Source organism: Mesorhizobium sp. M1348, assembly GCF_040317925.1.
GTDB lineage: Bacteria > Pseudomonadota > Alphaproteobacteria > Rhizobiales > Rhizobiaceae > Mesorhizobium.
Genome location: NZ_JAMYLH010000009.1, coordinates 171,120 through 194,812, shown reverse-complemented (window position 1 = coordinate 194,812; position 23,693 = coordinate 171,120). Strand labels below are relative to the sequence as shown.

Sequence of the window (23,693 nt, the reverse complement as noted above, 5' to 3'; positions counted from 1 at the left end):
AAGTACGCGAACAGCTATGTGCCCGTGAAGTATTTCCTCTCGTCTTACCGCGCGCTCTCCGACGGCCGCAGCGGCATTCGTCACCTCGACGAGCGGCTTGCAGAGGCGACGTTCCTGGTGTCGGAGTGGAAGGTCATCTGGATTGGAACCTGCGCGGTTCTTAGGACGGCGATCGACTTGTTCCGGGTCGACGCAAAATCGTGCCTTTCGCCGCATATCAGGCATGAGATCACGGTCGAATGGAATGCCATTAAAGACGAGAGGGAAGATCACGCGATCTTTTGGGATTTCCTTCGACAGGAACGGGACAACGTTATCCACGAATACCAATGGCGCGCCTACGAGCAATGGATAAAGCCCGACGGCACCTTCCGGGCTACTCGGCTCTCGCTCCTTGCGCTGGCCGACGATGATGCAAAGCCTGTGCTGTTGATGAAAGGAGGCCCCTTCGAGGGTCGAAACTCACTCGATCTGCTGAAGGAAGGTGCGGATTGGGTGGAGGCACGCATCTTTGGCGCGATCCGGCGTGCGGGGTTCGATCCCGAAGAGCGGCGCGGGCTTGTCCATTTCCAGCCGCGCCCGACTTTGAGGGGCGGCATTTTGGGCGATTTGAGCGACGACGCTACGCAGCCATAAACCGACCACGCTCATTGTTGGCGTTGACGTGCCGGGCATGGAATAGAGGCCCCGCTGGTATCCTTCTATGGAACAAGAGGGTTTGAACACGATTGTTCCTGCTCACCGCCGCGCTTGTCGCCTCTCCGAAATAGGTTGTGACACATGGACATTAAGGCACCCTCTCCGCCCGGCAGCTTTCTGCAGGGCTTTCGCAGCGACGCCATGTGGTTGATCGCCTCTCTGCTTGTGGCTGGCGGCCTTGTCCTCGGCTTTGGCCTTCTGGCAGAAGAGGTTATTGAGGGCGATACGAGCGGTTTCGATCGGGCGGTGCTTATGGCGTTTCGCAGCGCCGATGATCCGACGAACCCGATTGGTCCGCCCTGGCTGGAGGAAATGGGGCGCGACGTTACGTCTCTTGGCAGCTTTGCCTTCTTGGGTTTCGTGTCGGTAGCAGCAGTGGGCTATCTGCTGATAGCAGGAAACCGGCGATACGCTGTGCTTGTTGCGGCCGCCGTGGCTGGCGGGGAAGCCATTAGCACACTCTTGAAGATTGCCTTCGATCGCCAAAGGCCCGATCTCATACACACCACAAGGGTCTTTACAGCGAGCTTTCCGAGCGGACACGCCATGCTTTCCGCCGTCACTTTCCTGACCCTTGGAGTATTGCTGGCCAAGGCGAACCCCGATCGCCGCGTCAAAGCGTATTTCGTTTCGCTGGCGGTGTTCCTCACGGTCATGGTCGGATTGAGCCGGGTCTATCTCGGCGTCCATTACCCCACCGACGTACTTGCGGGTTGGTGCGTCGGTTCCGCTTGGGCCATTCTGTGCTGGTCTGCGGTCCAGTGGATTGAACAAAGGCGAGGTCGATAACTCGGCTGTTATGCGGGCCTGTGCCGTCGCATTACACCCCATTCATGCCAGATCAGTACCATGACGACCGCATCGAAGACAGTCAGGGCAAGCAGGCCCGGAGAGTGGGTATAGGAATAGCGGTAGACTTGGTAGACCATGAATGCGCCCAGCGCGACGAGGGAGGCCGGATACGCCCACAGCTTGCCTCGTAAAAGGCCTATAACCAAGAGCAGCTTTATCAGGCCGTGGCTGAGCAGGTAGAAGGCGTAGAACTCCTTGCTGGCGACGGAAAAATGGCCTGCCATCTGCGACAGATAGCCAGCTATGAAATCGTTCGGATCTTCGATCAATTCCTCTTGGGTGAAGGCATTGACCCACGAGGCAATGGTGTCTGTGGTGACGAGATAAAGCAGGACACCGCCGAGGCATTCGATCAGGGCGTGCGCACCCTTGAGCCAGACGCTGACTTCAAAAATCTGATGGATGCGGTGTTCATCAAAAGCCTTCACAACCCACCTCGCGGTCGATAACGGAACCAAACAATGGATGCAGCTCTCACTCACTGGATCAACGCGGCAGCCGGGTTCAGCCCTTTCCTAGATAGAGCAATGATTGGCGTCTCACAGATCGGCGTTCCGCTGATGGTGCTGGCCGTGGCCCTACAATGGTGGGCGAAGGTCGACCGCTACCATGTCCGTCACGCGGCCTTGTCGGCCGGTCTGGCGTTCCTGCTCGGCCTTGCGATCAACCAGTTCATTCTTCTGTTCGTGCATCGGATGCGGCCTTACGATGCCGGTGTGACCCACTTGTTGATTGCGCCCAGCGCCGACTGGTCATTCCCGTCCGATCACGCGACAGCGACCGTAGCGATAGTTGCGGCGTTTGCGATGCAAGCTCTGCCGCGCCGAACGCTTGCCCTTGGCGTTCTGGCATTTCTGGTCTGCTGGTCGAGAATTTACATCGGCACCCACTACCTTACTGACGTGATCGGTGGTGCCGTCACCGGCATTGTAGGTGCCGTTGCGGCGCGCTTGGCCTACCGCGAGAACTCCCGGCTGGACAATCTGATGACCAAAATTCTTTAGATTGATGCGGCTCGAGACGCATCGATAGTGGCAAGGTGACGCGGTAACAGGGCACGCTAAGCGCCCAGCATCCCCTCCTCCTCGGCAGCGGCCAGGAATGCCTTGCGGGCCTCCTCAGGTTCCATCTCGTCGGCAATGCAGGCGATGCAGACGCGCACCGCTTGGTTCCATTTGGGGCCACGCTTGGTCCACTTCATCAGCTCCTGGCCGGCTGCCTCGACGTTGTTGACGTTCCGGGTCAGACCGGCGCGCTCAGTCCTGACAGGTACCGGAGGGGAGAACCAATGGGTTGCCATGAGGGGAACTTAGAGCGGGAAGAGGCCGCTGACCAACCCAGCTGTAGGCGCGGATGAGGGAACGATGTAGGCCCTCGCGGGGTTAGAGCTTGCAGCGGTCGATTCTTCGTGGATGTGCAGCCGCTGTGGGGGGTCCGTCGCCTGTCCCTCACCGGCGGCGGGCTCCTTTCGCGAAGGCGGCGTTGGTCAGAGACACATAGAACCTTATACCGCAATCCAATTTAGCCAGTTGTCATTGGGGGAGTAATGTCCCCTCCTCTTTTGCAGCAGCCAGAAATGCCTTGCGGGCCTCCTCAGCTTCCATCTCGTCGAATATCACGGCCATGCAAACGCGCACCGCGAGGTCCCAGCAAGGGCCACGCTTGGTCCACTTCATCAGCTCCTCGCCGGCTTTCTCGGCGTTGTTGACGTTGCGGATGATCCCGGGACGCTCGGTCTTGACGGGGACCGGAGGGTTGAACCAGTGGAGAGCCATACGTCACTCTTTGTCGGCCCTATCAAGTTCCTCCAGCAAATACCTTTGCTCAGCCGGCAGCTCCCGTTCTACAGGCAGATTTAGTAGGTTGCGAAGGTAATTGCGGATTACCTCTGAGGGGATCCACCGCCGCACAACTTCGGCAATAACCTTCTGTTTGGCTTTATCGATTTCAGCCACACTGGAGAGCCATGAGGCTATTCGCGGAGGTCGAACGCGACAAACAGGCCAAAGGCTGGGGCAATCTCGACAATAAGCTCGACCAGCTCGCAGTCACTTACCACCAGATGTGGTCCGTCTCGGCGCACCCCTGCGATAGTCTCTTTGATGGAGATGATTTGGCCGCGACGGGCTTGTAAGATCAGCTCGTGAACAAGGTGGTTGGCAGTCACTTTGTCGGGTCGGCAGTTCGTCCAAACGTTCATACAAGGCCTCCCACCTCAGCGAGAACCCAAGTGGCCATGTTATGGGTCACTTCTCGAAAAAATCAATGTTCCAATCGTACAAAGTAAAGGGCGAAATGTTTGGTAGAAATTTCTGAGCGGGGGATCGGATAACTGGCTCGCGCGAAGACCCCCGTGCCCCCTTTGGTTGCCCCAGCGTCTATCCTGCCGGTGTTTGGGGCGGTCTCTTTCCCGAGGGCGTCGGCCCGTCCTCATTCTCGGCATCTATGACCGTATAGGTAGCTCCACTCTTGGCCGTCGACGGGGCATGGGCAAGTTCTTCATACAGGTACGTTGCGAACATGGACCCGGCCCCCAGCACCGCCCAGAGGGGCACCCCGACGCCCATCCCGAGAGCGACAATTCCCGCACTCTGACCACCGAACACAGTTACCCCAACTGCGGCCGCACCAAGCCCAAGGCGCTGGGCCATGGTTCTGTTGTCCCACCCAAGGCTCTTCGCTCCCCGGAGAGCATTCTTGAGCATCGGTCCCACGACTTTGCCCTGCACGGTTACAGCGATGGCTTGTCTGGCCTTCGTTCGCGCCGGCAAACCCGACTTACGGATTTCGAGGAGCTTCAGCGCCCATGTACGGAGCGCGTCGGTTTGTTCGAGAGTTGCCCCCTTCACGATCTGAACGACAAGCTGTCGCTCCCGGTCTGGTTTCTCGATCATGCGTTCTCCGCTCAGCCGGGCGTTGGTCTGCGCCAACAATCGAAACCATCTATCAGCAACGGACTGTCTTTGCACAGGCCAGTTCGCAATGGTGTGCCCTTTCCGAACCGGGTCGAAACTGGTTCGATAAATAGCGCTTGACCAGTCAAACCGAACCATCTATTAGCGAACCAGTCAAATCGAACTGGAGCGCCACAATGACTTTCATCCGAGCCTACCTAAGGGCCTCGACCAAGGAACAGGACGCAGGGCGCGCGCGGGGTGATCTTGAGGCGTTCTGCCGAGAGCGGGGATTGACCATCGCTGCCACCTACGAGGAGAACGAGAGCGGGGCTTCGCTGCACAGGCCAGAGCTGTTCCGGCTGCTCAGGGACAGCAAACCGGGCGACATCTTGCTCACCGAACAGGTCGACCGCCTGAGCCGCCTGTCGGACAAGGACTGGGACCAGCTCAAGCGGGAGATCAAGGACCGAGAGATCAAGGTCGTGGCACTAGACTTGCCGACCTCGCACATGATGCTGAAGACCGAGGACGCCTTCACCGGGCGGATGTTCGACGCGATCAATGGGATGCTGCTCGACATGCTCGCCGCCATCGCCCGCAAGGATTATGACGACCGACGCCGCAGGCAGGCTCAGGGGATCGCCAAGGCGAAGGCCGAGGGGCGCATGAAGGGTCGGCCAGAGGATGCTGAACGCAACGAGGCCATCATTGGACTGCTGCGGAAGGGCCAGAGCTGGAACACCATTGTGCGAGCCACCAACTGTTCGCGCTCCACGCTCGCAAAGCTGGCGAAGCGCCTCGAAGGAGCCGACACCGCCGGAGGGTGAGGTGAAGGCGTCTTATCCGCACCAAGGGCGGGGCGTTGGCGGACAGCTTGTAGAGCCGCAGGCGAACCGGACGGCCAGCCCCTCTGACACCAATACGTCGCCCACATCTTGGCCATCGGCAAAGAGTGAGCCGCAACTTCGCCCGTAGTTGCACTTGCCGGTGCCCTCAGTGCCCGGCGGGCAAGAACACGGGATCATCTTTAGCTCCAGCCTTGCAGTGGCAACCAACTCTCTGAGGCGTGCTTTCGCCTTGCGCCCAAGGTCTCCCTCCGCTTCGCACCTTGGCTCGATGCTTTCGGGCGCATTGAAGCCGACCAGCCGGGTCCCTTTCGCGGCACCGATAAGCCGAATGGTGTCACCGTCCGTGATCGTGAACTGGCTCCTCGTCAACAGCGTGGCTGTGGTGGTTTCGGTGTCTGGTGACCCGGAGGCCCAACCGCTTGAAGAAGGCATGTGGCTGGCTCCGGTAACGTAAGAGTAGATCAGGCCCCCCACGACTACTGCCAGTGCGAAGCCAAAGGCTCTGGCAAATCGACCGGCCAGATAGCGGGCCTCACGCGCAAGTGGGCTCCGACGGCGGCGCGGCCTCCACTGGGTCGACCGAGAGCCGGTAGAGTGTGGCTGCGGCGGTGCCTGGCTGACTGGTGGTGCGTAGCCGATGGCCTCAAAGAGCTTGGCGCGCTGCTTGTCGGTCAGGCGCGTTTCGGGGCCGTACTTCACAAGACGGGCGTGAATGTCGACGAGAAATTGTCTTTGCCATTGGCTGAGGCGACCGCCAGCCAGCGCAATCTCGATGCGGACTTTCAACTCCTCGGGTTCCACAGTGAATGCCCCCCGGCCTCACAAGACAGACCTCGCCGAGTTGCCTCTGGCAAATGAGGTCGAAGCCCACCTTATCATTTCACCGGGGAGAGGCACAGACCGCGCGCTTTTGCCCCTGTCGCTGCCGCCTGACTTGCGGTATCTCGCTGGCTTCGGCAACCAGTGACAGGCAGCCGTAGGCGCCCTCTGAGAACCGCGAGGCGCTGCCGAGCCCCTTTCCCTCTGCCCAACCTTATGCCCGCCTGAGGCCCTCTGTGTGGACGTGGGAGCGGGGTGGCTATTTTGAAGAATTGGAAGATTGCAGTTGGACCAGATCGCCTCGATTGCCGCGACCTTAGATGACGAAGATGACGTACGCGATCGGCGTTTCAATGCCTATAGGTTCGCTTCGGCGGAGAACACCAAGTGCATCGTCGCGGAAGCCACCCGGTTGCTTCTGAACTACGAGCATCGTTCAGGGCTGACGAGGAACAAGCGTCGAGCGGCAGACCAAGAAACCTTCGACCTCACCGTAGATGCGATCCTCTCAGACCTGATGCATCATCATCTCGTGGATCATTCCGAGGGGATTTATGTCACTCGTTCCAACAGGGTCTTGGGAACGAAGAGCCGGTACAGGCCCCGAGCCTACAGCAAAGTCTTTCCGCGCATACTGGACCTCCTCGCCAAGCCTGAGCTGGGCTACGTTCGTCAGGACAAAGCCGCTCCGATAGCTGGGGCTTCCAAATCGACGGTTATCCGACCGGGTCCGACCCTGCTGTCGCGAATGGATGATGGCGACGTTGATACGGACGACCTCGACGAACATCCCCACAGTGAGACGATCATTCTCAAACGACTGAAGGACGCTGACGACTATTGGGATGAAGGGGGGCTTGAGCAGTACTCCGACACTCTTACCACAGAGCGTTATCGCTACGAGCTTGATACGATCAACCAATGGTTGGCGGCGGCCGACCTGCGATATGATCCCGTGGGTATTCCTTGGCCGCATACGTCAATCGACATCCACGACAGACGGTTGCATCGCATCTTCACCCAGGCGCGGTTCGCCAGTGGCGGCAGGATGTTCGGTGGCTTCTGGCAGCAGCTGCGGAAGCACGAGCGGCGGCAAGGGCTCAAGATCGCGGGAGAGAAGGCCGTGGAGTTGGACTTCGGTCAGGTGGGCGCCCGCATCCTCTATGGCATGGCAGGCCACCTCCCCGCCCCCGGCGACCTCTATCAGATGCACGGATACAACCAGCAGAGAGATGGCATCAAGAAAGTGATGAGCGCTATGATCTTTGCCGAGCGACGTCTCGACAGGTTCCCCAAGGACACCCGCAAGCTGTTCCGCAAGACAGACAGGATCAGCGAGGTGGTCGACGCCATCGAAGCCAAGCACCCTTTAATCAAAGATCATTTCCACAAGGGTCTTGGCCACGACGCTCAGTTCATTGAGAGCAGCATTCTTGTTGATGTTCTCCTTGACCTTCGCGCCAAGGGGATTGTCGCTCTGCCGATCCATGACGCGGTGATGGTTCAATGCTCCAAGGTGTCTGTAACCAAGGAGGTCATGCTCACTGTGTTCAAAGCTCATGCCCATGTTGAGGGCACTGTTACGGTTGAAGACTGAAGGGGACTTCGTCCCTGTATCAGGTCCTATCAACCCTCATCTACATGATAGGTTACCTCTCTTCCTGCTCAGGTAGCCGTTCACCCCACTGCTTGGTCCCCTTAAGGGGAGACCCAAGGAACACCTAAGAGGGACCCGAGATTGACGAATTGGATGAAGAAGCGAGAGCGCAAGAACGAGGTCAAAGCCAGAGCTGCTGAGCCAAGCCATATGTTCACACGCTGCCGCGTTGTGGGCTGCGGTAAGCCTGCCCGTGCGGCCACAGAAGACGGTCTGGACACCCGGTTCTGTCGCTCGCACTCGGACCACCTTGCCCGTCACGGCAGCGCGTACAAACGATCCTACACCGCCAAGGAGATCACGCCGTATCGCAAGGCTGCCCTCGCTTGGCTTGAGGCGAACGCGGACAACTTATGGGTCACGAATGCCATCGAGCGCGTGGAGACGTTGTACAGGGCCGCTGGGCCTCATGTGGAGGCGTTCAGGCTTCGCGGGCTGTCACCTGACGATCGTGCCCGAGCAGCTTGGGCGAGGCTACGCAAGGCGAAGATAGACCCCTGTCGCGTCGTCGCGGCCGCGCTCGCTGTCGAGATGATTATCCGCGACGATCCCCAGGCAGAAACAAAGGCAGAGTTCAAGCGCGTCCAAACTGCGAAGCTGGTTCACAAGATGTCGTCAGGAACGCACAAGCAATGGGGAAGCGGAAGCGGCGCAAAAGAGTTGCACGCCTATCCTAGGTCGAGGGGTCGCGTCCTGCGTCACGTCGGTCGCGACGTTGAACTGGCTTGTGAACTTCTTATTCAGCACTCCAGCCTGCCGCTTGTTCACTCGTTGCAGCCACTCCCCGCCTGACCCCCCTTTAAGGTTTGGTCAGGGTCTGGTCGACCTGAGCGGAAGCCCGCTCTTGATTGAGCGCGAACAGGCGGGCCAGAACCTCGTCATCGGACAAGTTGGCCGGCCATCCATAGGCCGCCGCCACGGCGTCATCCAAAGCCTTATGGGCGTGCTGAAGCCATGACGGTCGTTCGTTGTAAAGGTTCGTTAGGGTGCGCTTGCTGAGTATCGCGGCAGCATTCTCATCCACTGGAACCAGTCGGTCGGGGTAGCCGGGCACAACTTCCGGCTCTCTCCTGACAAGATCCGCCGGGTTCAGCCAATTCTCGCGCAACTCGTTGAGCCGTTTGGCGGCTGCCGAGATGGCCACAGCGCTTAGGTCGTATTGATCAGCAGTCCTTTGGGGCGCCAGCCCCTCAGGGAAAGGGAACGTTTCGAAGGTACTCGTAGGTGTGTAACGAGGATCATTACCAACCCCAAGCCATGTGCCCATTCGCAGCGACCACAGCTCGTGGAAACGCGAATGGAGTATGCCGAATATGGTGTCATCGTTGCGGGCAATGGCGACAACGGCGCTGTCCGGCAAGGTGTCAGACGAAATCCACACGAATATGCGATGCTTCGAAACACGGGGGGTGACGATGGCTCTATCAAGCCCCGCCATACGTCCTTTCAGCCCCGGTACGGTTTCCCCATGCATCCACCAGTTTAGCCGCCTACGATCCCTACGATTGGTATCTCGAGATGGCTTGACGATAGCTCGGACGTGTTCGAACGGACCCTCATAGACAGAGGCGTCTGGCTCGGCCCGTTCGTGGAAGTCGATTATCCACATGTCCCGTCTTCGCCGTACAATATCAATTCCATTTACCCATGGGCGGATTACGTCAGCGTTGCGAGAGCCGTCTGGGTTGGTGGGCATGGTCAATAGCTCACGTGCAAAATCTCCACTGATTTCGAAAGAGCCGATCTTCACAGGCCCTTGGAAGGCAACTCCAGCGTTCTGCTGAAGACGACGTGCCTTCGTCAAATCGAAATCAGTGGCAGTGAGGTCCGAGTTGATCTTGGCAACAGGCCGTCCGTCCAGATGCGGAACCTCATCCTCGTTCAGCGACCCGAGCACGACCAAGGAAACCCTAACTGCCGCCCCATCTACGGTCCAAGGTTCATCATCCCAAGCTGAGATGATGCTCATGTTCTCCGCGATGGCTTCCATGACCCTGCGGTTCGCTCCGCCGCGTATGGAGTTCGTGGTAACAAGCCCAGCTCGGGTGGAGGGCTTGTGGCGAATTGCAGTCGCGGCTTTCTCTACCCAGTAGAGGACAAGATCAGCCTCGGGCGGAACGCGACCACGATAGGTTGCGAACAGGCTGGCCACGGCGCTGTCCCCCAATTCGGAGCGCATGATCTTACCGCCGAGGAAAGGCGGGTTTCCTATGATCGCATCGACCTCGGGCCACATGGCTTCCATCCATTGTCCCGTACCGTCAGCATCACCAGGAACCCACGTGAGCAAGGCATCCCGGCACTCGATGTTGTCGAGCGGCTTCAAGACAGGGTTCTGGCTGGCTGCGAAGCCATTCTTGAGCATCCACTGTATCTCCCCAATCCAAACCGAAACGCGGGCAAGCTCCGCCGCATAGGGATTTAGCTCAATGCCCTTGACCACCTCGGGGCCAATCTGCGGAAACCGGCGCGGCAGCCCCATCGCCTCTGCTTCCACCTGAGCCCTGTGTTCGAGGTCCTTCAGCGCCCTTAGCGCGAGGTAAAGGAAGTTCCCTGAGCCGCACGCAGGATCGAGCACACGGTATTCCGCAAGCCGCTTCAGGTGTCGCTCTAGTACGCTTTGAGCTTGGTTTTGGGCGCGTGTCGCGATGCTGCCTTTGGATGACGTCGCCTTCGCCATTAGACCCGAGATTTCGGCCTTGGCCTTCTGCCATTCGGCAGTTAGCGGGTCGACGATCACTGGGTTGATGATCATCATGATCTTGTCACGGTCGGTGTAGTGCGCGCCCAGTTGGCTGCGCTTATCCGGGTCAAGACCGCGTTCGAACAGAGTGCCGAGAATGGAGGGGTCGATGTCTCCCCAATATTGGGAGGCTGCCCGGTGTACCAGCTTGATTTCTTGCTTGGTCAGGGCAAATGCAAGGTCGTCGTCGAACAGGCCACCGTTGAACCACGCAACCTTCTCAAAGCCGACCCGACCACCGGACCTCATCGCCACGAACAGGTCACGGGCAAAGCGTTCGAACTCGGTCGGGTCTTCCAGAGCCTGTTCCAGCATCCGGGTGAAGATCGTTTCTGGAAGGAGCTTCACATCTTCCGCGAACATGCAGAAGACCAGCCTATTGATGAAATGGGCCACCTGTTCCGGCACATGACCGCGATCCCGCAAAGAACGGGCAAGTTGTGCGAACTCCGCAGCAACCTCTTCAGTCAGCTCTTGGCGGGTCTTCTTTGGACGCAGAGCCTCGGGATCAGACAGGGCCGACTTCAGCCAACCTCGTTTTTCGGCGTCGCCAAGATCGGAAATGGCGATTGCGTAGGTCTTGGAAACGGAGTTTGTCCAGTTGGTGTGAATACGGATTGTGGTGCCAATGTCCGACACTATGAGCAGAGGCGGGTTGTCCAGCGCGACCGCGTACCGTTGAAGTTGCGCAAACGCGGTGTCGAGATTGGCCTTGGTGCCCTTGTATTCCCATCCGAAGTGGTTGCGCTTGAAGACGTCAGCGAACCCATTGCCGCCCGTTGTCTTGGAAGCGCCGACCTCAAAGCCATAGTCTTGGCCTGTCGGGTCCGCGTCGGCGGGCGTGGGTTCCCCGAGCATATGGCAAAGATCGAGGAAGTGTTCCTGGGCGGCTGCCCGCTCCTTCAACTGAGAGTTCTGCCACTTGGCGATGAAGGTTTGCGGCGTCATGCTGTGGTGGCCTCCCCTACGCTGGAGGGACCAGCGAGAGCCATCATAGGGGTTGTTCAGGCACCATCAAGAGACCAAACTCTGGCTATGCATTGCCGCTTGGAGAGTGGCAAAACCGAGCTTGACTGAGAGATACACCGCTGCTACCCCTTGAGATACACCAAGGCGGTAGATGCTTTGTGGAAGAGGTCGCCACAAGCGATTGTAAATAAAGACTTTTCTGGCATTTTTGTACCCGGTTCGATTTATCAAACTTGTCCGGCCCGGGGAGCCACCGCCTTTTCTACGCCAAGTCGCGATTTTGCACCCCGGCGTGCGATTTTTCCCTACGCTTCGATCTCGTAGTCCAGCTTCCAGAGTGGCAGAGCGTCGAGGACCGACGAATCCAAGCGTAGAATATCGGCCTCGCCCGCCCATGCCTATTCCTTGCAAGCCGCAATCTCAAGATCGGCGGCAGCCATGCGGAAATACCGACGATCGGCGGCTTCGCCGATCATCGGCTTCGCGCCTCGAAGCTGATCTTGCCAGAGCTTGACCAAGACCGCTCTGGTCGTGATCAATGCGCCACGCCGTCGGATGCGTGTAGGAGTCTCCAAGTCAGGCCGACGCGGCCGTCGAACTGGGATGCGAAATGTTCGGCGGCGACGCCTTCCAGGCCATCATCGACAAGAGCCTCGATGCTTCGTCGCATCAGCGCGTGCTGCATCTCGCGGGCGTGGGCCAGGTCTGTCTCTCTCATGATTTCCATGACGTGGTAGGCGACAACGGGCTGGCCGAGGCAAGACATGAGCGTGCTCGGTTCTGACGTCACAGCCGTAACTGCGTCTTCGATCTTCATTCAGGCGCTCCTCATCAAACATGATGCTGGCGCCTCCCCATGAGACGACGGTGTTCCGTCGTTTCTTTTTACAATTTCGACTGTCGCGCACGAGTGAAGGGACAAGTGCGCGAACAGGAGAATTACCCTCTTGTTCCAGTCTCCTTGAGCAACCTCGCTACCCAAATCAGTATGCTGCAAAATTGAATTAAAGGCGACCGGATAGTTAATCGATGGTTAATGGCGGCGCTCGCGTCTCAGGCGTTCGCACATGAAACATCGGGCAGGTCCGCCTTGCGCCTCATGTCGGCCATAGAGGCGAACTTTGCCTCCGCCCGGAAGCAGACATTGCAGTTGACCGCGCTGGAGGTCGTGGTCGCGCCAGCAGCCGAAATTGATTTCACAGCTTCTGAATGCCCGTTAACAGCGGCGAACCAGCTGTTCGCAACGCCAGGAAGATCGCCCTGCGGAAATGCAGTCCGCTAGCTTGCCGGCGACCTTCAAGAACTGCATCGCGATGCCTATGGCCTGGCACCAGGCTGCGGAACCAACGCCGACAGACACGCAGGCAACCCTTAGCCTGCAAGGGGCAACTCGGTGCACGAAGGGGCGACCATATCCCCGACGGAAACAACTTGAAGAAACGCTTCGCTACCCATAGCATGCCATCCCCTGGTGAAATCTGATCAGGAGGTCAGTGGGATCGGTCGGGTTTTAAGCCAGTGCAAGGTAGGGAGGATAATTATGGCTTCCGAAGTACAGGCAAACAACGGCGTTAACGTAGAGGCGCTGCTCGCCGCAAAAGAAGCGCTTACCAACGCCCCGGAGGCCGCGCAGTTCAAGTGGCGCGCGGCCTGCGAATGGAAGGATGGCACCCACAGCCACTCGACGGTCGAAAGCTTCTACGGTCTCGGCCAGGACCAGCATCGCAAGACCACCTTCGCATTCGATGCCGACCATCCGGAGGTCTTCGCTTCCCTGGATCAGGGCGCCACGCCTGTCGAATACGTGCTGGTCGGGCTGGCGAGTTGCCTGACCGCCGGCATCGCCGCGGTTGCCCAGAACCGGAACATCCAGTTGAAGTCGGTGAAGGCGACCATCGAAGGCGACATGGATATAGCGGGCATACTCGGCATCGACAGCGACGTCCGCAACGGCTTCAGCGGCATCACGGTGAAGTACAATATCGACGCCGACGCCAAGCCCGAGGACATCGAGGCTCTCGTCGCTCAGTCGCAGAAGCGGTCAGCTGTCTATGACATTGTCACCAATCCGACGAACGTCACGGTCGTGGTGAATTGAAAGGCGCTTCGAGCCGTAGACTCTCCTGATGAGAGGGCGCGATTAGGTCCGTCACCACAGTGATCGTCGGCGCAGGGCACGCGGGGCTCGCGATGAGCCGCTGCCTCGCGGAGCGCTCTATCGACCATGTGCTGCTGGAGCGCGGCGAGATCGCCCATACCTGGCGCACCGAGCGATGGGATTCGTTGCGGCTGCTCACCCCGAACTGGCAGAGCCGGCTGCCGGGCTTCCGCTACGATGGCGACGACCCCGACGGCTACCGGACGATGCCTGAAGTGATCGACTTCCTCGGGAATTATGCCAAGGCGATCGCGGCTCCAGTCAGAACACATACGACCGTTACCTCGGTTCGCAGCGACGGGGCGGGATATCTCGTGCGCACGGACCGCGGCGAGTGGCGCTGCCGAACTGTCGTGCTGGCGTCGGGCGCGTGCAACATCGCACGCCTGCCCGATTTGGCCGTCCGCGTGCCGCCGTCGGTCGCCATGCTGACGGCACAGTCCTACCGCAATCCGGCTCAGGTCGCCGACGGCGGCGTGATGGTGGTGGGTGCCTCGTCGAGCGGCACCCAGATCGCACAGGAGCTGCAGCGTTCGGGGCGTCAAGTGACCCTGTCGGTGGGCGAGCACATCCGGGCGCCGCGCGTCTATCGCGGCAAGGACCTGGAGTGGTGGATGGACGCGGCCGGCGTGCTCGACGAGCGCTACGACGAGGTAGACGACATCAGACGGGCACGACGGGTTCCTTCGCTGCAGCTTGCCGGCACCCCCGACCGCACCACCCTCGACCTCAATGCGCTGGTCGACCTCGGCGTCAGACTCGTTGGCCGTCTCGCTGGCATCACCGAAGACGGCAAGGCCCAGTTTGCGGGGTCGTTGCGCAACATGTGCGCGCTTTCCGATCTCAAGATGGCCCGGCTGCTCGACCTCATCGACGAATGGGCGCGCGCCAACGGCCTTGACGCTACGGTCGGGCCGCCGGATCGCCTGCCGCCGACCCGTGTTGAGGACAACCCGCCGCTCGGCCTCGACCTTACCGGAGGTGCGATCAGGACGATCATCTGGGCCACCGGCTACCGGCCAGACTACTCCTGGCTGGAGTTGCCGGTCCTCGACCGCAAAGGCCACGTCCGTCACGACGGCGGCGTTGCGGAACATCCGGGCATGTACCTGATGGGGATGCAGTTTCTGCGCCGCCGCAAGTCTGCGCTGATCGACGGCGCCGGCGACGACGCGCGTGATCTCAGCGACCATCTGGCATCTTACCTCAGGCAAAAATCAATCAACGTCTAAGGCCAAGGTAACAGGTCAGCTACCGCGACAACGCCGAATTCCGTGACCCTGCAATCATATTCCCAAGTGCAACTTCGGCTTCCAGAAGGGGCGGAACAACTCAATCTTGGGACAGCGGTTCATCACAACTTTCAAGCCCGCTTCCTCCGCCAACAGGGCGGCGGTGTCATCGCGCACCCCAATCTGACTCCACAGAACCTTGGCACCAATTGCGATGGCTTCCTGTGCAACTTCCAACAGGTCTTCGGAGCGGCGAAAAACCTCAACCATATCCACAGGCCGGTCGATGGCCGCCAGTGACGCGTACACCTTGAGCCCTCGAATTTCATCCAGACCGGGACTGGGATTGACCGGGATCATGTCATAGCCGGTTTCGTGCAGAACCCTGAGAACACCATAGGAAAACTTGGTCTTGTCGGGGCTGGCCCCCACCATCGCGATGGTTTTGACCGACTTGAGAATGTCTTGCAGATAAGCCTCCGAATAGGGCTCATCATGATTCATATGGGTCATTTCTTTGCTTCCAATGGGGTCGCAATATCGGCTTTCAATTCATGTGCGGCCAAGGGATCTAGGAAGGGGTTGCGATAGAGCTTGTCGTGGCTTTCAACGCCGACCTCCAACGTGCAGTCGCTCATAGGGCGGGCAACGCAGAGGATTATATAGCCATTGTTGATCTGGCGGTTGTTCAGCGCCCGCTGGGCCTTTTGACTGACTTTGCCGCTGATTATCTTGGCCGCTCAGGTTATGCAGCCGCCATACTTGCAACCATAGGGCAGGTCCACGCCCTGCTCGCGCAAGCTTTGCAAGAGGGGCTTGCGGTGATCGACGTCAAAAGCCGCACCGCCTTGGTTGGCGAGGGTGATGGTGAAGCTGGTCATACCCAGATGTCACTCGTGCAATCACCGCCGGGATAACGGGTTTCGTGGCAGCGGCTTGGTCCATTTGGTTCCTTGCCAAAATCGACGACAAATCGCGGATCAATTTCCAAGCCGCCGTTTTCCGTATCGCAATTGACCATCAGCATGCATCCGCCATTGGTGCGGATTTCCGGATAGAACTGATTGTCCCAGGTCGAGAAGAGCGAGGTCGTCACATAAAGGCGCTTGCCGTCGAGGCTGAGCTGTATCATCTGAGGCCCACCAGTCACTTTCACGCCATTGACCTCAGGCGCACGGCCGAGAAGTCCGCCCATCCACACTTGTCCGGTGAGCTTGGCGTTGTGCGGGTCCGAGATGTCATATTGGCGGATGTCGCCATGCAACCAGTTACAGAGATAGAGGTATCTATCATCAATACTGAGCAGAATGACCGAGATCACGCCCGGTATCGGGATCGGCCATTCGGGATGCGGCTCATTGCCAACATCGACAATTTTTTCCCATTGCCAATCACCCGCCGCATCTTTCCACCAATGGATGATGTTTGCAGAAAGGGCCGCGCCAACAAAGCCGTGACTGCTGTCGGGATTGTGATGGAATCGCACTTCGAGTGGGAGCAAGCCATCCTCACCGAGATAGAATGTTTGCTTTGGCTCCTTCTTCTCAAAATCCCAGAAATGGATCTCTCGGCCATATTTCAGATGGCCAACCTCCTCCAGGTCAAAACCAGGCATGAAGGTATTGGGCGCGGCCCACTCCGAGCTGACCATTACGTTATGTCGCGGCTGGTACCAGAAATCATAACCAAACTTGATGCTGCCCATGGAGTTTTCCCAACGGCCGACAATCTCGAACTCCTTGTTGAGTTGCAAATAGCCGCCTGGGGCATTGCCTTGAGCGTCGCCAAGCATGGAAATGATGATGTCCGAGCCGAGGCAATGCACTGTGTGCGGCGCCGACAAGTTGGTCCTGGTTTTGATTTCAGCGCCGTCTATGACCTTGAACAGTGTCGGATTGCGGGGATCGGTCCCGCAATCGACAATATGCAGATTGGTCGAGCGCACACCCGGCACAATCAGATACTTGCGCTCCATGCTCGCATCGCCATGGCAGGACGAACAGGCATTCCAGCCCATGTGATGAAGCTCATCGCCAATACCCGGCATTTGCAAACGTGAAATCACTTGGCTGTAGGTCGAACTCTCCGGGTCGACATCAATGGTACACAAATAGTCCGGCTTCTGAATGCCCGTGCCAGTGTAGATGGCAATCGTATAGAGCAGCTTTTCGCGAGGTGCCCTCATCGCCTCTGCTGGAGAAGCATAGCCCGGTCCACAGCAATGATTGGTCATGGGTACTTCCCAATTTGAACAGATCACTGGCCAGCCCCAACGGGGGTCAAGCTGGAATGTTAGTGCATGCTTGGCATTAGCGCTATGGCCGGGGTGCCTGGTCAAGCGCGCGCACTGTGACTCCAACTCGGGGACAGAGCGTCCACGGGACCGTCCAACGCGAGTTGCTTATCCCGGCGGAACATTGGTGGGGCGATGGACGGCACGAGGGCGGCCGTAACCCGCGCCCAATCGACGCCCTCCGCGAAGGCCGGATTGGGAGGTCATCGAAGCGGCGCGATCCTATGGCGCATTCGGCCCGGCCTGAAGGTCAGGCCGCCTTCAACGCAGTGGCTCAATACCGGCCATAGCCGACCTTCACGAGCAGCCATTCCTCGCACAACTGGGAGAGATAGCACCGTGGGATGCCGATGTTGATGAGATCGCGGGTCCGCACCTCGCCGCGCTCTTGCGCCAGAGCAACGGCGCGATCCCGAAGCGATGGCGGCCGCCCACCTGCAAGGCCTAGTGCTTTTGCGCGGTCACGATCACGTTTTCGCATTTGATGCGGCTGTGGCGCGTCTCGGCGGAGCGCTATGGCGAACTTGTATTTCGCTGCTTCGTCGGTCCCGGGGGGCCAGCGCTCATTGTACGCTAAGGCGCGCTAGAACCAGCCGAAGCCCGCCCAGACTGCGACGCTGGCCGAGGAACAAGCGGCTCCGTCGGGAACAAGTCCCGTCTCACAAATCAGCACAACAGGTCGGCCGGGGCTAAATAGCTGACACTTGGTTGATCCCGGCATCAACCCAGGAACGTGTCTGTTCCAGCACCTCATCGGAAAACGCTGGGTCGTCAATCGCCCGGGCGAGGATCACTGCCCCCACCATCGCCGCAAAGCTTCCGATCGCCGCGCGGCGCCTGTCTGCCGCATCCAGCTCAGGGAACGCCTTGCCAATACGGTCGATCTGCGATCGAAGACCTTCGGTCATGGCCGAGCGCGCTGCCGGGGTTTGATGGCGGATGGCCGCGGCAAGGCCCGCCGTCGGGCAACCACCGGCGCAGTTGTCGCGATGCCGGGGTGAAAGATAGTCATCCACATAAGCGCGAAGACCGCGCCCTCCGCCTGTGTCCGCGGCGAGGACATGGGCAAGCGTCTGCGCAATCAGGTCGTCTTTCGAGTTGAAGTGACCATAGAAACCGCCATGGGTTAGCCCGGCGGCCTTCATCACCTCCGCCACGCTGACCGCATCGAACCCCTTGTCGCGAAACAGCCGGCTGGCAACCTCCAGAATCCGGCGACGGTTCTCCGCCATCTGCTCTCGACTGACCTTCATTTCAAAATTCTCCGCCGGCTCCGTTGACATTTACATGATGGTCATCATATTTATCGGCAATCATGATGACCGTCATGAATATAAGTTCCTGCAGAGAAAAGAGCAATCCCATGACCGCCATTCCGTCAGTCCTCATCACCGGCGCCTCCACCGGCATCGGAGCTTCCTATGCCGATCGCTTTGCGCGCCGCGGCCACGACCTCGTGCTGGTTGCCCGCGACACGGCACGAATGGAGGCGCTGTCGGCGCGCCTGCGTCAGGAGACCGGCGTGGCGATCGACATCGTCCAGGCTGATCTCACGCAGCCCACCGATCTTGCAACGGTGGAGACGAGGCTGCGCGACGACGCTCGCATCGGGATCCTCGTCAACAATGCCGGAACGGCCATCGGCGGAAGCTTCATCGAGCAGAGCACGGATGACGTTACACGGCTCGTAGCGCTCAACACGACCGCACTCCTGCGACTTGCCAGTGCCATCGCCCCGCGCCTTGCGGCGGCGGGCGAAGGCGCGATCGTCAACATCGGCTCCGTGGTTGGCCTGGCGCCGGAGTTCGGCATGACGGTCTACGGCGCAACCAAAGCCTTCGTGCTGTTTCTGTCGCAGGGACTCAGCCTCGAGCTCGCGCCGAAGGGTGTCTACGTCCAGGCCGTGCTTCCCGCCACGACGCGAACGGAGATCTGGGAACACGTCGGCGCCGACGTCAACACGCTTTCCAACGTTATGGAGGTGGACGATCTGGTTGACGCGGCGCTGGTCGGATTCGACCGCCGCGAACCGGTGACCATCCCGCCGCTTCCCGATGCCGGGCAGTGGGACGCGCTTCAGGCCGCGCGCCAGGCCATGCTTCCAAACTATCGGAACGAACATCCCGCCGAGCGGTACCGCAAGGTCGCCTGAGCACCAACGAAGCCATTTCGATAACGACCCCGCCGCAGCGGGGACAAACAAAGGTGACCTATGACGAGCAAAACGCTGTTTGAGCCCTATACTCTCGGCTCGCTAACCCTCTCCAATCGTATTGTGATGGCGCCCCTGACGCGCAATCGCGCTGGCCCGGGCTTCGTTCCAGGCGATCTCGCCGCGGAGTATTACGGCCAGCGTGCGTCGGCCGGCCTGCTGATTTCCGAGGCCACGCAGATCTCGCAGCAGGGACCAGGTTACCAGGACACGCCAGGCATCTACTCCCAGGCTCAGATCGACGGCTGGCGCAAGGTCACGACCGCCGTGCACGCCAAGGGCGGGCGGATTTTCCTGCAGCTCTGGCATGTCGGCCGCGTCTCGCACGTCGACCTACAGGAGAACGGGGCGGCGCCGGTTGTCCCGTCGGCGATCCGGGCCCAGACCAAGACGTTCGTCAACAATGGCTTCGTCGACGTCTCGGAGCCCCGCGCGCTGGAGTTCGAAGAGGTTTCTGGGATCGTGAACGACTTCCGGCAAGCGGCAGCTAACGCCATTGAGGCCGGTTTCGATGGCGTCGAGATTCACGGTGCCAACGGCTATCTGCTGGACCAGTTCGCAAAAGACGGCGCCAATGTCCGCACTGATGCTTATGGCGGCTCGGTCGAGAACCGCGCCCGTCTGATGCTGGAGGTTGCGACTGCGGTGGTCGAGGAGATCGGCGCCGCGCGCACCGGAATCCGGATCTCGCCCGTATCGCCCGCCAATGGCGTTTCGAGCAGTGATGCTCAGGCACAGTTCGACTATATCGTCGATCAAATCGATGCCTTGGGCATCGTCTACATTCATGTCGTCGAGGGCGCCACGGCCGGGCCGCGCGATGTCGTACCGTTCGACTTCGGATCGCTCCGCCGGCGCTTCAACAACACCTATATCGCCAACAACGGCTATGACCTCGACCTCGCGACGTCGCGGCTGGCCGAGAACAAGGCCGACCTGTTCGCCTTCGGCCGCCCCTTCATCGCCAATCCCGACCTTGTGGAGAGGCTTGAGACCCGCGCACCGCTGGCGGCCGTCGACCCGGCTACGATCTATGGCGGGGGCGCCGCGGGCTATACGGATTATCCCGCCATCGCAGCCGCAAGCGGCCACTGATCCCTTCGGCGCCGCACTTTGGTGCGGCCCCGACCCTTATGCGCTGTCTGCGATAGTGGCTCTCCAACTGGAGGCGGGCGTTGGCAAGTACGGCATCTGCTTCCGCGATCACATGCTTGACGGTCGCAAAGCGTCTTCGGTAGATCGCTACTTGAACGTAGTTCGCGCGATCATCAACCACGCCATAAGAGACTTTGACCTATCTGGCGTCACCAATCCCTTCATGAATTTGGAGGCCGCGTCGAAGGATAAGGCCGAGCCCGACAAGGACAAGCGCCGTCCTTTCACATTGGACGAGGTCACCGCCATAACCGCCCGCATCTCGTACCATGCCAAGGCGGACCTTCAACACATTTGGACAATTCTGAATGGCACCGGCTGCCGCCTCGCTGAGGTGTCGGGCCTGCGGGTGACGGACGTACACCTTGACCACGCGATTCCGCACTTAGGTGACCCAGGTCGTTGGGTCTTGAGAAAGGCCGGCCGGTGGCAGCAGTGGTCAGTTTCCTGCAATGCTAGATCGGTAAGTTCATGTCGGAAGTTGACGCTCTGCTCCCCGAACCTGGATGGCGAAGTAGAGCTGGTCGCCAGCGAACGCCAGTGCGCGATGGCGGTCAGCTGGTCTGAGCGTTATCTCTTCATGCACTGCCCGGAGCCGCCGGGATCGCAGACTTCTCCTACACCGCAATCGAAATCGCGTGTGCAGGCGGGCGGCGACAAGGGCGGGGCGAGGACGATATAGGGCGTATGGACCCTGTCGCCAGGCGGCACGAAAGCCGGCGCTCGCTCGCCTGCGTCACCGAGCGTGCGGATATAGAGATAGAGCGACTTCTTGTCCTCATCGGTCATCGCCCGTACATTATACCTTGGCATCGGTGGATAAGTCTCAAGGCCTCGAAGATATGAAACGAAGCCGTCGGCTGTGAGGTCGACGGCCGTCAGCCGTAGGTTTGCCGCATAGCTGGTTCCCCACGGTCCCTGAAAGCCGAGTGCATTTCCCTTGAGAGCCTTGGCCGGATCGATCTTGCCGCCACTTTCGCTATATCCTTCGGTGTGGCAATCGTGGCAGCCGCCGATGATGGAGATGTAGAGTCCTCGCTCGACCGAAGGTTCCCCTGCCGCCGGCGCGGCATTGAGAGCAAGCGCGGCAATGCGCATCAACCAATATGCACGCATCGCATTCCCCTTGCTTGGTGCCATAGAGCTCGAGCGATGTCCATCAGATGACCGGCTTGTTGGGACTGAGTCTGTCGCAAACTCGTACCGGTTGCAACACCGGATGATGATAGTTCGTGTCGTCTACGCGCTTCAATTGGGAATGGAGAAAGCCCGATCAGCAAGCGGCAGCCGCCTGAACCATGGCGGTGATCGCCCACGTCTTCATGATCCGGCGCGTCGCCCAAATCCTGGGCCAGGATGAAGACCCGCTGTGGGACCTGTCGGACCAGCTCGAGCCTGAGGATGGTAAGTTGTGGGTCTACGATATCGATGGAATCGCAACCCCTGCCTTTAGCGACTTCGGCATCGAGGCCCTTCGCGAAATCATTCGAGACCAGGCGACAGCTAGTTGTCCCCTCAAATCCGGCACGCCGCGGTCCCTACCGGATGCTTACGGTCTTGACGTTGACCGGAGGGGAGAACCAATGGGTCGCCATGACACCTACTACTCAGGGGAGAGATACATCTTGGCCTCCTTAGCGGCAGCCTCAAATGCCTTTCGTATCAGATGAGGGTCAATCGGATCGCCCTCCACAGCCGACAGGCAGAGGGTCACCGCCTTGTGCCAGCAAGGTCCTCTCCGGGTCCACGTCTTTAGCTGCTCAAGGGCTGCCCTCGCATTGTTGCAGCCATGCCTATCACCGGACGCAGTCCTTACGAACACAGGAGGGACGAACCAATGGGTTGCCATGAGGGGAATCTAGAGCGGGACGAGCCTGCCGACCAACCCAGTTGTAGTCCGCAATAATGGAACAACGCAGGCGCTTTGTAGTTTAGAAATCGCGGCGGTCGATTCTTCGTGGATGCAGCCGCCTGCTGGGTCCGTCGCCTTTCTCACGAGCGGCGGGCCTCCACCTTATGGAGGGACTAACGTCCCCTGCTCCTTAGCGGCAGCCAGGAATGCCTTGCGGGCCTCCTCGGGTTCCATCTGGTCGGAAATCACGGCGATGCAAACGCGCACCGCGAGGTCCCACTGAAGGCCATGGTTGGTCCACTTCAAGAGTTCCTCAGCGGCTGCTTCAGCGTTGCTGACCTTGCGCGTCGAACCGCTACCCTCGGTCCTTACAGGGACCGGCGGGGAGAACCAATGGAGCGCCATGCAGTCACTCTTTGTCGGCCCGATCAAGTTCCTGCAGCAAATGCCTTTGCTCAGCCGGCAGCTCCTGTTCTACAGGCAGATTTAGCATGGCGCGAAGGTAATTGCGGATTACCTCTGAAGTGATCCACCGCCGCACAACTTCGGCAACAACTTCCTGTCTGGCTTTATCGATTTCGACCACGTTCAGGCCTACATGCTTAATAGGGCCGAACCCCCCTCGCGAGCGGATTTGTTCCTTAGAGGGCGGGGAATGTTTGGTACAAAAACCCGAGGGGGTGATCGGATAACTGGCTCGCGCGAGGAACCCCCGTACCCCCCTCCGTTTCCCTTACGGCGCCGGTGGGCACAGCCTTGCTATGTACCCTTGGCAGCGTCCTCGATCAGTTCGGCTATTAAGGTGCGGACCCGTAGGTCGGACCTATCCCCTATGTTTCCCACATCTTTCGTCACCATCCCCGGCGAAGATACGGACACCGCCCCGCTCACCTTAACGTTGACCGTAAAGGTTCTTCTAGGCGCCTTCTCCAATTCTCGCTTACTGTAGATCTGGAAACGAATCGACGGGGTTAAAGCTTTGACCTGCCGGCGTGGCGCGGTGTCTATGTCGACAGCCACCTCGCCTGCCACGTCAGCCTTGGCCGCCTCCAGCGATGCAATCACGACGTCCTTTAGCCAAGCCTTTGCTTGCTCGCTGAAGTCCGCCATGGGGGCATCTCGCTTCCCCATCGCCGCGCCGCCGACGGGCTCCTCCTGCTGACGGCGAGCTTCCTTCCCGCGCTCAAGGGCTTCTTTAAACTTTGCCATCCCTGTTGCTCCGATTTGTCATCAGGCCACCCCCGTCAGATCGGCTATGCCGCCCTCCCATTCACTAGAACGCGCGTAGTCGGGGTACGTTGCGTTGG

Annotated in this window: 28 protein-coding genes; 11 read left to right on the top strand and 17 right to left on the bottom strand. The window is 59.6% G+C overall.

Annotation, left to right across the window (positions count from 1 at the left end; translation table 11 throughout):
* Window positions 1–177 precede the first annotated feature (177 nt).
* Both NKH13_RS17970 and NKH13_RS17965 read left to right on the top strand, forming a co-directional pair.
* Window positions 178–636 (top strand): hypothetical protein, encoded by a 459-nt coding sequence (locus NKH13_RS17970; RefSeq protein WP_352913394.1) that lies wholly within the window; start codon window positions 178–180, stop codon window positions 634–636.
* Window positions 637–780: 144 nt separating this feature from the next.
* The gene (locus NKH13_RS17965; protein ID WP_352913392.1) at window positions 781–1,488 is read left to right on the top strand and encodes a phosphatase PAP2 family protein; all 708 of its coding nucleotides are present in this window, start codon (window positions 781–783) and stop codon (window positions 1,486–1,488) included.
* 8 nt (window positions 1,489–1,496) lie between these two features.
* Here NKH13_RS17965 and NKH13_RS17960 read toward each other — a convergent pair whose 3' ends face one another.
* A complete protein-coding gene (locus tag NKH13_RS17960; protein ID WP_352913391.1) occupies window positions 1,497–1,979 on the bottom strand; it encodes a DUF2127 domain-containing protein in 483 nt (160 codons plus the stop codon).
* Between the two features lie 33 nt (window positions 1,980–2,012).
* Here NKH13_RS17960 and NKH13_RS17955 point away from each other — a divergent pair, with 33 nt between their 5' ends.
* Window positions 2,013–2,555 carry a phosphatase PAP2 family protein gene (locus NKH13_RS17955; RefSeq protein WP_352721638.1) on the top strand — a complete coding sequence of 181 codons (543 nt, stop codon included), beginning with the start codon at window positions 2,013–2,015 and terminating at the stop codon, window positions 2,553–2,555.
* Window positions 2,556–2,611: 56 nt separating this feature from the next.
* Here the strand turns inward: NKH13_RS17955 and NKH13_RS17950 are convergent, their stop codons facing one another.
* The 4 genes from NKH13_RS17950 to NKH13_RS17935 all read right to left on the bottom strand — a co-directional run bounded on the left by NKH13_RS17950 (window position 2,612) and on the right by NKH13_RS17935 (window position 4,445).
* On the bottom strand, window positions 2,612–2,851 hold the full coding sequence (locus NKH13_RS17950; RefSeq protein ID WP_352721637.1) for a DUF982 domain-containing protein: 240 nt from the start codon (window positions 2,849–2,851) through the stop codon (window positions 2,612–2,614).
* Between the two features lie 232 nt (window positions 2,852–3,083).
* On the bottom strand, window positions 3,084–3,326 hold the full coding sequence (locus NKH13_RS17945) for a DUF982 domain-containing protein (protein ID WP_352913389.1): 243 nt from the start codon (window positions 3,324–3,326) through the stop codon (window positions 3,084–3,086).
* A gap of 197 nt (window positions 3,327–3,523) precedes the next feature.
* Window positions 3,524–3,751: a hypothetical protein gene (locus NKH13_RS17940; RefSeq protein ID WP_352721632.1), complete on the bottom strand. Its 228-nt coding sequence runs from the start codon at window positions 3,749–3,751 to the stop codon at window positions 3,524–3,526.
* A gap of 178 nt (window positions 3,752–3,929) precedes the next feature.
* Entirely contained in the window at window positions 3,930–4,445 is a 516-nt protein-coding gene (locus tag NKH13_RS17935) for a hypothetical protein (protein ID WP_352913387.1), read from the bottom strand.
* A 197-nt stretch (window positions 4,446–4,642) separates the two neighbouring features.
* Between NKH13_RS17935 and NKH13_RS17930 the strand changes: the two genes are divergently transcribed.
* Window positions 4,643–5,275 carry a recombinase family protein gene (locus tag NKH13_RS17930; protein WP_352913385.1) on the top strand — a complete coding sequence of 211 codons (633 nt, stop codon included), beginning with the start codon at window positions 4,643–4,645 and terminating at the stop codon, window positions 5,273–5,275.
* A 12-nt stretch (window positions 5,276–5,287) separates the two neighbouring features.
* Here NKH13_RS17930 and NKH13_RS17925 read toward each other — a convergent pair whose 3' ends face one another.
* Window positions 5,288–5,728: a thermonuclease family protein gene (locus tag NKH13_RS17925; RefSeq protein ID WP_352913419.1), complete on the bottom strand. Its 441-nt coding sequence runs from the start codon at window positions 5,726–5,728 to the stop codon at window positions 5,288–5,290.
* A gap of 673 nt (window positions 5,729–6,401) precedes the next feature.
* Here NKH13_RS17925 and NKH13_RS17920 point away from each other — a divergent pair.
* Together NKH13_RS17920 and NKH13_RS17915 are read left to right on the top strand one after the other, a co-directional pair.
* Window positions 6,402–7,712, top strand: coding sequence for a hypothetical protein (locus tag NKH13_RS17920; protein ID WP_352913384.1), 1,311 nt, complete (start codon window positions 6,402–6,404; stop codon window positions 7,710–7,712).
* A 153-nt stretch (window positions 7,713–7,865) separates the two neighbouring features.
* Window positions 7,866–8,564: a hypothetical protein gene (locus tag NKH13_RS17915; RefSeq protein WP_352913383.1), complete on the top strand. Its 699-nt coding sequence runs from the start codon at window positions 7,866–7,868 to the stop codon at window positions 8,562–8,564.
* Window positions 8,565–8,571: 7 nt separating this feature from the next.
* Here NKH13_RS17915 and NKH13_RS17910 read toward each other — a convergent pair whose 3' ends face one another.
* Window positions 8,572–11,463, bottom strand: coding sequence for a class I SAM-dependent DNA methyltransferase (locus tag NKH13_RS17910; RefSeq protein ID WP_352913381.1), 2,892 nt, complete (start codon window positions 11,461–11,463; stop codon window positions 8,572–8,574).
* Between the two features lie 556 nt (window positions 11,464–12,019).
* Window positions 12,020–12,301: a hypothetical protein gene (locus NKH13_RS17905; protein ID WP_352913379.1), complete on the bottom strand. Its 282-nt coding sequence runs from the start codon at window positions 12,299–12,301 to the stop codon at window positions 12,020–12,022.
* A 723-nt stretch (window positions 12,302–13,024) separates the two neighbouring features.
* Between NKH13_RS17905 and NKH13_RS17900 the strand changes: the two genes are divergently transcribed.
* Both NKH13_RS17900 and NKH13_RS17895 read left to right on the top strand, forming a co-directional pair.
* Entirely contained in the window at window positions 13,025–13,582 is a 558-nt protein-coding gene (locus NKH13_RS17900; RefSeq protein WP_095205037.1) for an OsmC family protein, read from the top strand.
* A gap of 59 nt (window positions 13,583–13,641) precedes the next feature.
* Window positions 13,642–14,874 (top strand): NAD(P)-binding domain-containing protein, encoded by a 1,233-nt coding sequence (locus NKH13_RS17895; RefSeq protein WP_352913377.1) that lies wholly within the window; start codon window positions 13,642–13,644, stop codon window positions 14,872–14,874.
* 54 nt (window positions 14,875–14,928) lie between these two features.
* Here NKH13_RS17895 and NKH13_RS17890 read toward each other — a convergent pair whose 3' ends face one another.
* The 4 genes from NKH13_RS17890 to NKH13_RS17875 all read right to left on the bottom strand — a co-directional run bounded on the left by NKH13_RS17890 (window position 14,929) and on the right by NKH13_RS17875 (window position 18,420).
* Window positions 14,929–15,378, bottom strand: a complete 450-nt coding sequence (locus tag NKH13_RS17890; protein WP_352913417.1) for a CoA-binding protein — start codon at window positions 15,376–15,378, stop codon at window positions 14,929–14,931.
* 236 nt (window positions 15,379–15,614) lie between these two features.
* Window positions 15,615–15,755, bottom strand: coding sequence for a 2Fe-2S iron-sulfur cluster-binding protein (locus tag NKH13_RS17885; RefSeq protein ID WP_352913375.1), 141 nt, complete (start codon window positions 15,753–15,755; stop codon window positions 15,615–15,617).
* On the bottom strand, window positions 15,752–17,107 hold the full coding sequence (locus tag NKH13_RS17880) for a selenium-binding family protein (protein ID WP_352913373.1): 1,356 nt from the start codon (window positions 17,105–17,107) through the stop codon (window positions 15,752–15,754). The genes NKH13_RS17885 and NKH13_RS17880 overlap by 4 nt, the downstream gene beginning before the upstream one ends.
* A gap of 749 nt (window positions 17,108–17,856) precedes the next feature.
* The gene (locus NKH13_RS17875) at window positions 17,857–18,420 is read right to left on the bottom strand and encodes a TetR/AcrR family transcriptional regulator (protein WP_352913372.1); all 564 of its coding nucleotides are present in this window, start codon (window positions 18,418–18,420) and stop codon (window positions 17,857–17,859) included.
* A 110-nt stretch (window positions 18,421–18,530) separates the two neighbouring features.
* Between NKH13_RS17875 and NKH13_RS17870 the strand changes: the two genes are divergently transcribed.
* The gene (locus tag NKH13_RS17870) at window positions 18,531–19,319 is read left to right on the top strand and encodes an SDR family NAD(P)-dependent oxidoreductase (protein ID WP_352913370.1); all 789 of its coding nucleotides are present in this window, start codon (window positions 18,531–18,533) and stop codon (window positions 19,317–19,319) included.
* A 60-nt stretch (window positions 19,320–19,379) separates the two neighbouring features.
* The gene (locus NKH13_RS17865) at window positions 19,380–20,474 is read left to right on the top strand and encodes an alkene reductase (protein WP_352913369.1); all 1,095 of its coding nucleotides are present in this window, start codon (window positions 19,380–19,382) and stop codon (window positions 20,472–20,474) included.
* 630 nt (window positions 20,475–21,104) lie between these two features.
* Here NKH13_RS17865 and NKH13_RS17860 read toward each other — a convergent pair.
* The gene (locus NKH13_RS17860; RefSeq protein WP_352913367.1) at window positions 21,105–21,650 is read right to left on the bottom strand and encodes a hypothetical protein; all 546 of its coding nucleotides are present in this window, start codon (window positions 21,648–21,650) and stop codon (window positions 21,105–21,107) included.
* Window positions 21,651–21,832: 182 nt separating this feature from the next.
* Between NKH13_RS17860 and NKH13_RS17855 the strand changes: the two genes are divergently transcribed.
* Window positions 21,833–22,204, top strand: coding sequence for a hypothetical protein (locus tag NKH13_RS17855; protein ID WP_352913420.1), 372 nt, complete (start codon window positions 21,833–21,835; stop codon window positions 22,202–22,204).
* Here the strand turns inward: NKH13_RS17855 and NKH13_RS17850 are convergent.
* The 4 genes from NKH13_RS17850 to NKH13_RS17835 all read right to left on the bottom strand — a co-directional run bounded on the left by NKH13_RS17850 (window position 22,138) and on the right by NKH13_RS17835 (window position 23,595).
* On the bottom strand, window positions 22,138–22,383 hold the full coding sequence (locus tag NKH13_RS17850) for a DUF982 domain-containing protein (RefSeq protein ID WP_352721011.1): 246 nt from the start codon (window positions 22,381–22,383) through the stop codon (window positions 22,138–22,140). The two genes, NKH13_RS17855 and NKH13_RS17850, sit on opposite strands and share 67 nt — an antisense overlap.
* A 165-nt stretch (window positions 22,384–22,548) precedes the next feature.
* Window positions 22,549–22,791, bottom strand: a complete 243-nt coding sequence (locus NKH13_RS17845) for a DUF982 domain-containing protein (protein WP_352468750.1) — start codon at window positions 22,789–22,791, stop codon at window positions 22,549–22,551.
* Window positions 22,792–22,795: 4 nt separating this feature from the next.
* Entirely contained in the window at window positions 22,796–22,972 is a 177-nt protein-coding gene (locus tag NKH13_RS17840) for a hypothetical protein (protein WP_352721013.1), read from the bottom strand.
* A gap of 173 nt (window positions 22,973–23,145) precedes the next feature.
* The gene (locus tag NKH13_RS17835) at window positions 23,146–23,595 is read right to left on the bottom strand and encodes a hypothetical protein (protein WP_352721015.1); all 450 of its coding nucleotides are present in this window, start codon (window positions 23,593–23,595) and stop codon (window positions 23,146–23,148) included.
* Window positions 23,596–23,693: the final 98 nt, after the last annotated feature.

Excerpts from the sequence above, each read along its gene's own strand:
- NKH13_RS17965 (WP_352913392.1), top strand. The coding sequence starts at position 781 with ATGGACATTAAGGCACCCTCTCCGCCCGGCAGCTTTCTGCAGGGCTTT.
- NKH13_RS17955 (WP_352721638.1), top strand. The coding sequence starts at position 2,013 with ATGGATGCAGCTCTCACTCACTGGATCAACGCGGCAGCCGGGTTCAGC.
- NKH13_RS17950 (WP_352721637.1), bottom strand. The coding sequence starts at position 2,851 with ATGGCAACCCATTGGTTCTCCCCTCCGGTACCTGTCAGGACTGAGCGC.
- NKH13_RS17945 (WP_352913389.1), bottom strand. The coding sequence starts at position 3,326 with ATGGCTCTCCACTGGTTCAACCCTCCGGTCCCCGTCAAGACCGAGCGT.
- NKH13_RS17940 (WP_352721632.1), bottom strand. The coding sequence starts at position 3,751 with ATGAACGTTTGGACGAACTGCCGACCCGACAAAGTGACTGCCAACCAC.
- NKH13_RS17935 (WP_352913387.1), bottom strand. The coding sequence starts at position 4,445 with ATGATCGAGAAACCAGACCGGGAGCGACAGCTTGTCGTTCAGATCGTG.
- NKH13_RS17930 (WP_352913385.1), top strand. The coding sequence starts at position 4,643 with ATGACTTTCATCCGAGCCTACCTAAGGGCCTCGACCAAGGAACAGGAC.
- NKH13_RS17925 (WP_352913419.1), bottom strand. The coding sequence starts at position 5,728 with ATGCCTTCTTCAAGCGGTTGGGCCTCCGGGTCACCAGACACCGAAACC.
- NKH13_RS17915 (WP_352913383.1), top strand. The coding sequence starts at position 7,866 with ATGAAGAAGCGAGAGCGCAAGAACGAGGTCAAAGCCAGAGCTGCTGAG.
- NKH13_RS17910 (WP_352913381.1), bottom strand. The coding sequence starts at position 11,463 with ATGACGCCGCAAACCTTCATCGCCAAGTGGCAGAACTCTCAGTTGAAG.
- NKH13_RS17905 (WP_352913379.1), bottom strand. The coding sequence starts at position 12,301 with ATGAAGATCGAAGACGCAGTTACGGCTGTGACGTCAGAACCGAGCACG.
- NKH13_RS17900 (WP_095205037.1), top strand. The coding sequence starts at position 13,025 with ATGGCTTCCGAAGTACAGGCAAACAACGGCGTTAACGTAGAGGCGCTG.
- NKH13_RS17890 (WP_352913417.1), bottom strand. The coding sequence starts at position 15,378 with ATGAATCATGATGAGCCCTATTCGGAGGCTTATCTGCAAGACATTCTC.
- NKH13_RS17885 (WP_352913375.1), bottom strand. The coding sequence starts at position 15,755 with ATGACCAGCTTCACCATCACCCTCGCCAACCAAGGCGGTGCGGCTTTT.
- NKH13_RS17880 (WP_352913373.1), bottom strand. The coding sequence starts at position 17,107 with ATGACCAATCATTGCTGTGGACCGGGCTATGCTTCTCCAGCAGAGGCG.
- NKH13_RS17875 (WP_352913372.1), bottom strand. The coding sequence starts at position 18,420 with ATGAAGGTCAGTCGAGAGCAGATGGCGGAGAACCGTCGCCGGATTCTG.
- NKH13_RS17870 (WP_352913370.1), top strand. The coding sequence starts at position 18,531 with ATGACCGCCATTCCGTCAGTCCTCATCACCGGCGCCTCCACCGGCATC.
- NKH13_RS17865 (WP_352913369.1), top strand. The coding sequence starts at position 19,380 with ATGACGAGCAAAACGCTGTTTGAGCCCTATACTCTCGGCTCGCTAACC.
- NKH13_RS17860 (WP_352913367.1), bottom strand. The coding sequence starts at position 21,650 with ATGCGTGCATATTGGTTGATGCGCATTGCCGCGCTTGCTCTCAATGCC.
- NKH13_RS17855 (WP_352913420.1), top strand. The coding sequence starts at position 21,833 with ATGGCGGTGATCGCCCACGTCTTCATGATCCGGCGCGTCGCCCAAATC.
- NKH13_RS17850 (WP_352721011.1), bottom strand. The coding sequence starts at position 22,383 with ATGGCAACCCATTGGTTCGTCCCTCCTGTGTTCGTAAGGACTGCGTCC.
- NKH13_RS17845 (WP_352468750.1), bottom strand. The coding sequence starts at position 22,791 with ATGGCGCTCCATTGGTTCTCCCCGCCGGTCCCTGTAAGGACCGAGGGT.
- NKH13_RS17835 (WP_352721015.1), bottom strand. The coding sequence starts at position 23,595 with ATGGCAAAGTTTAAAGAAGCCCTTGAGCGCGGGAAGGAAGCTCGCCGT.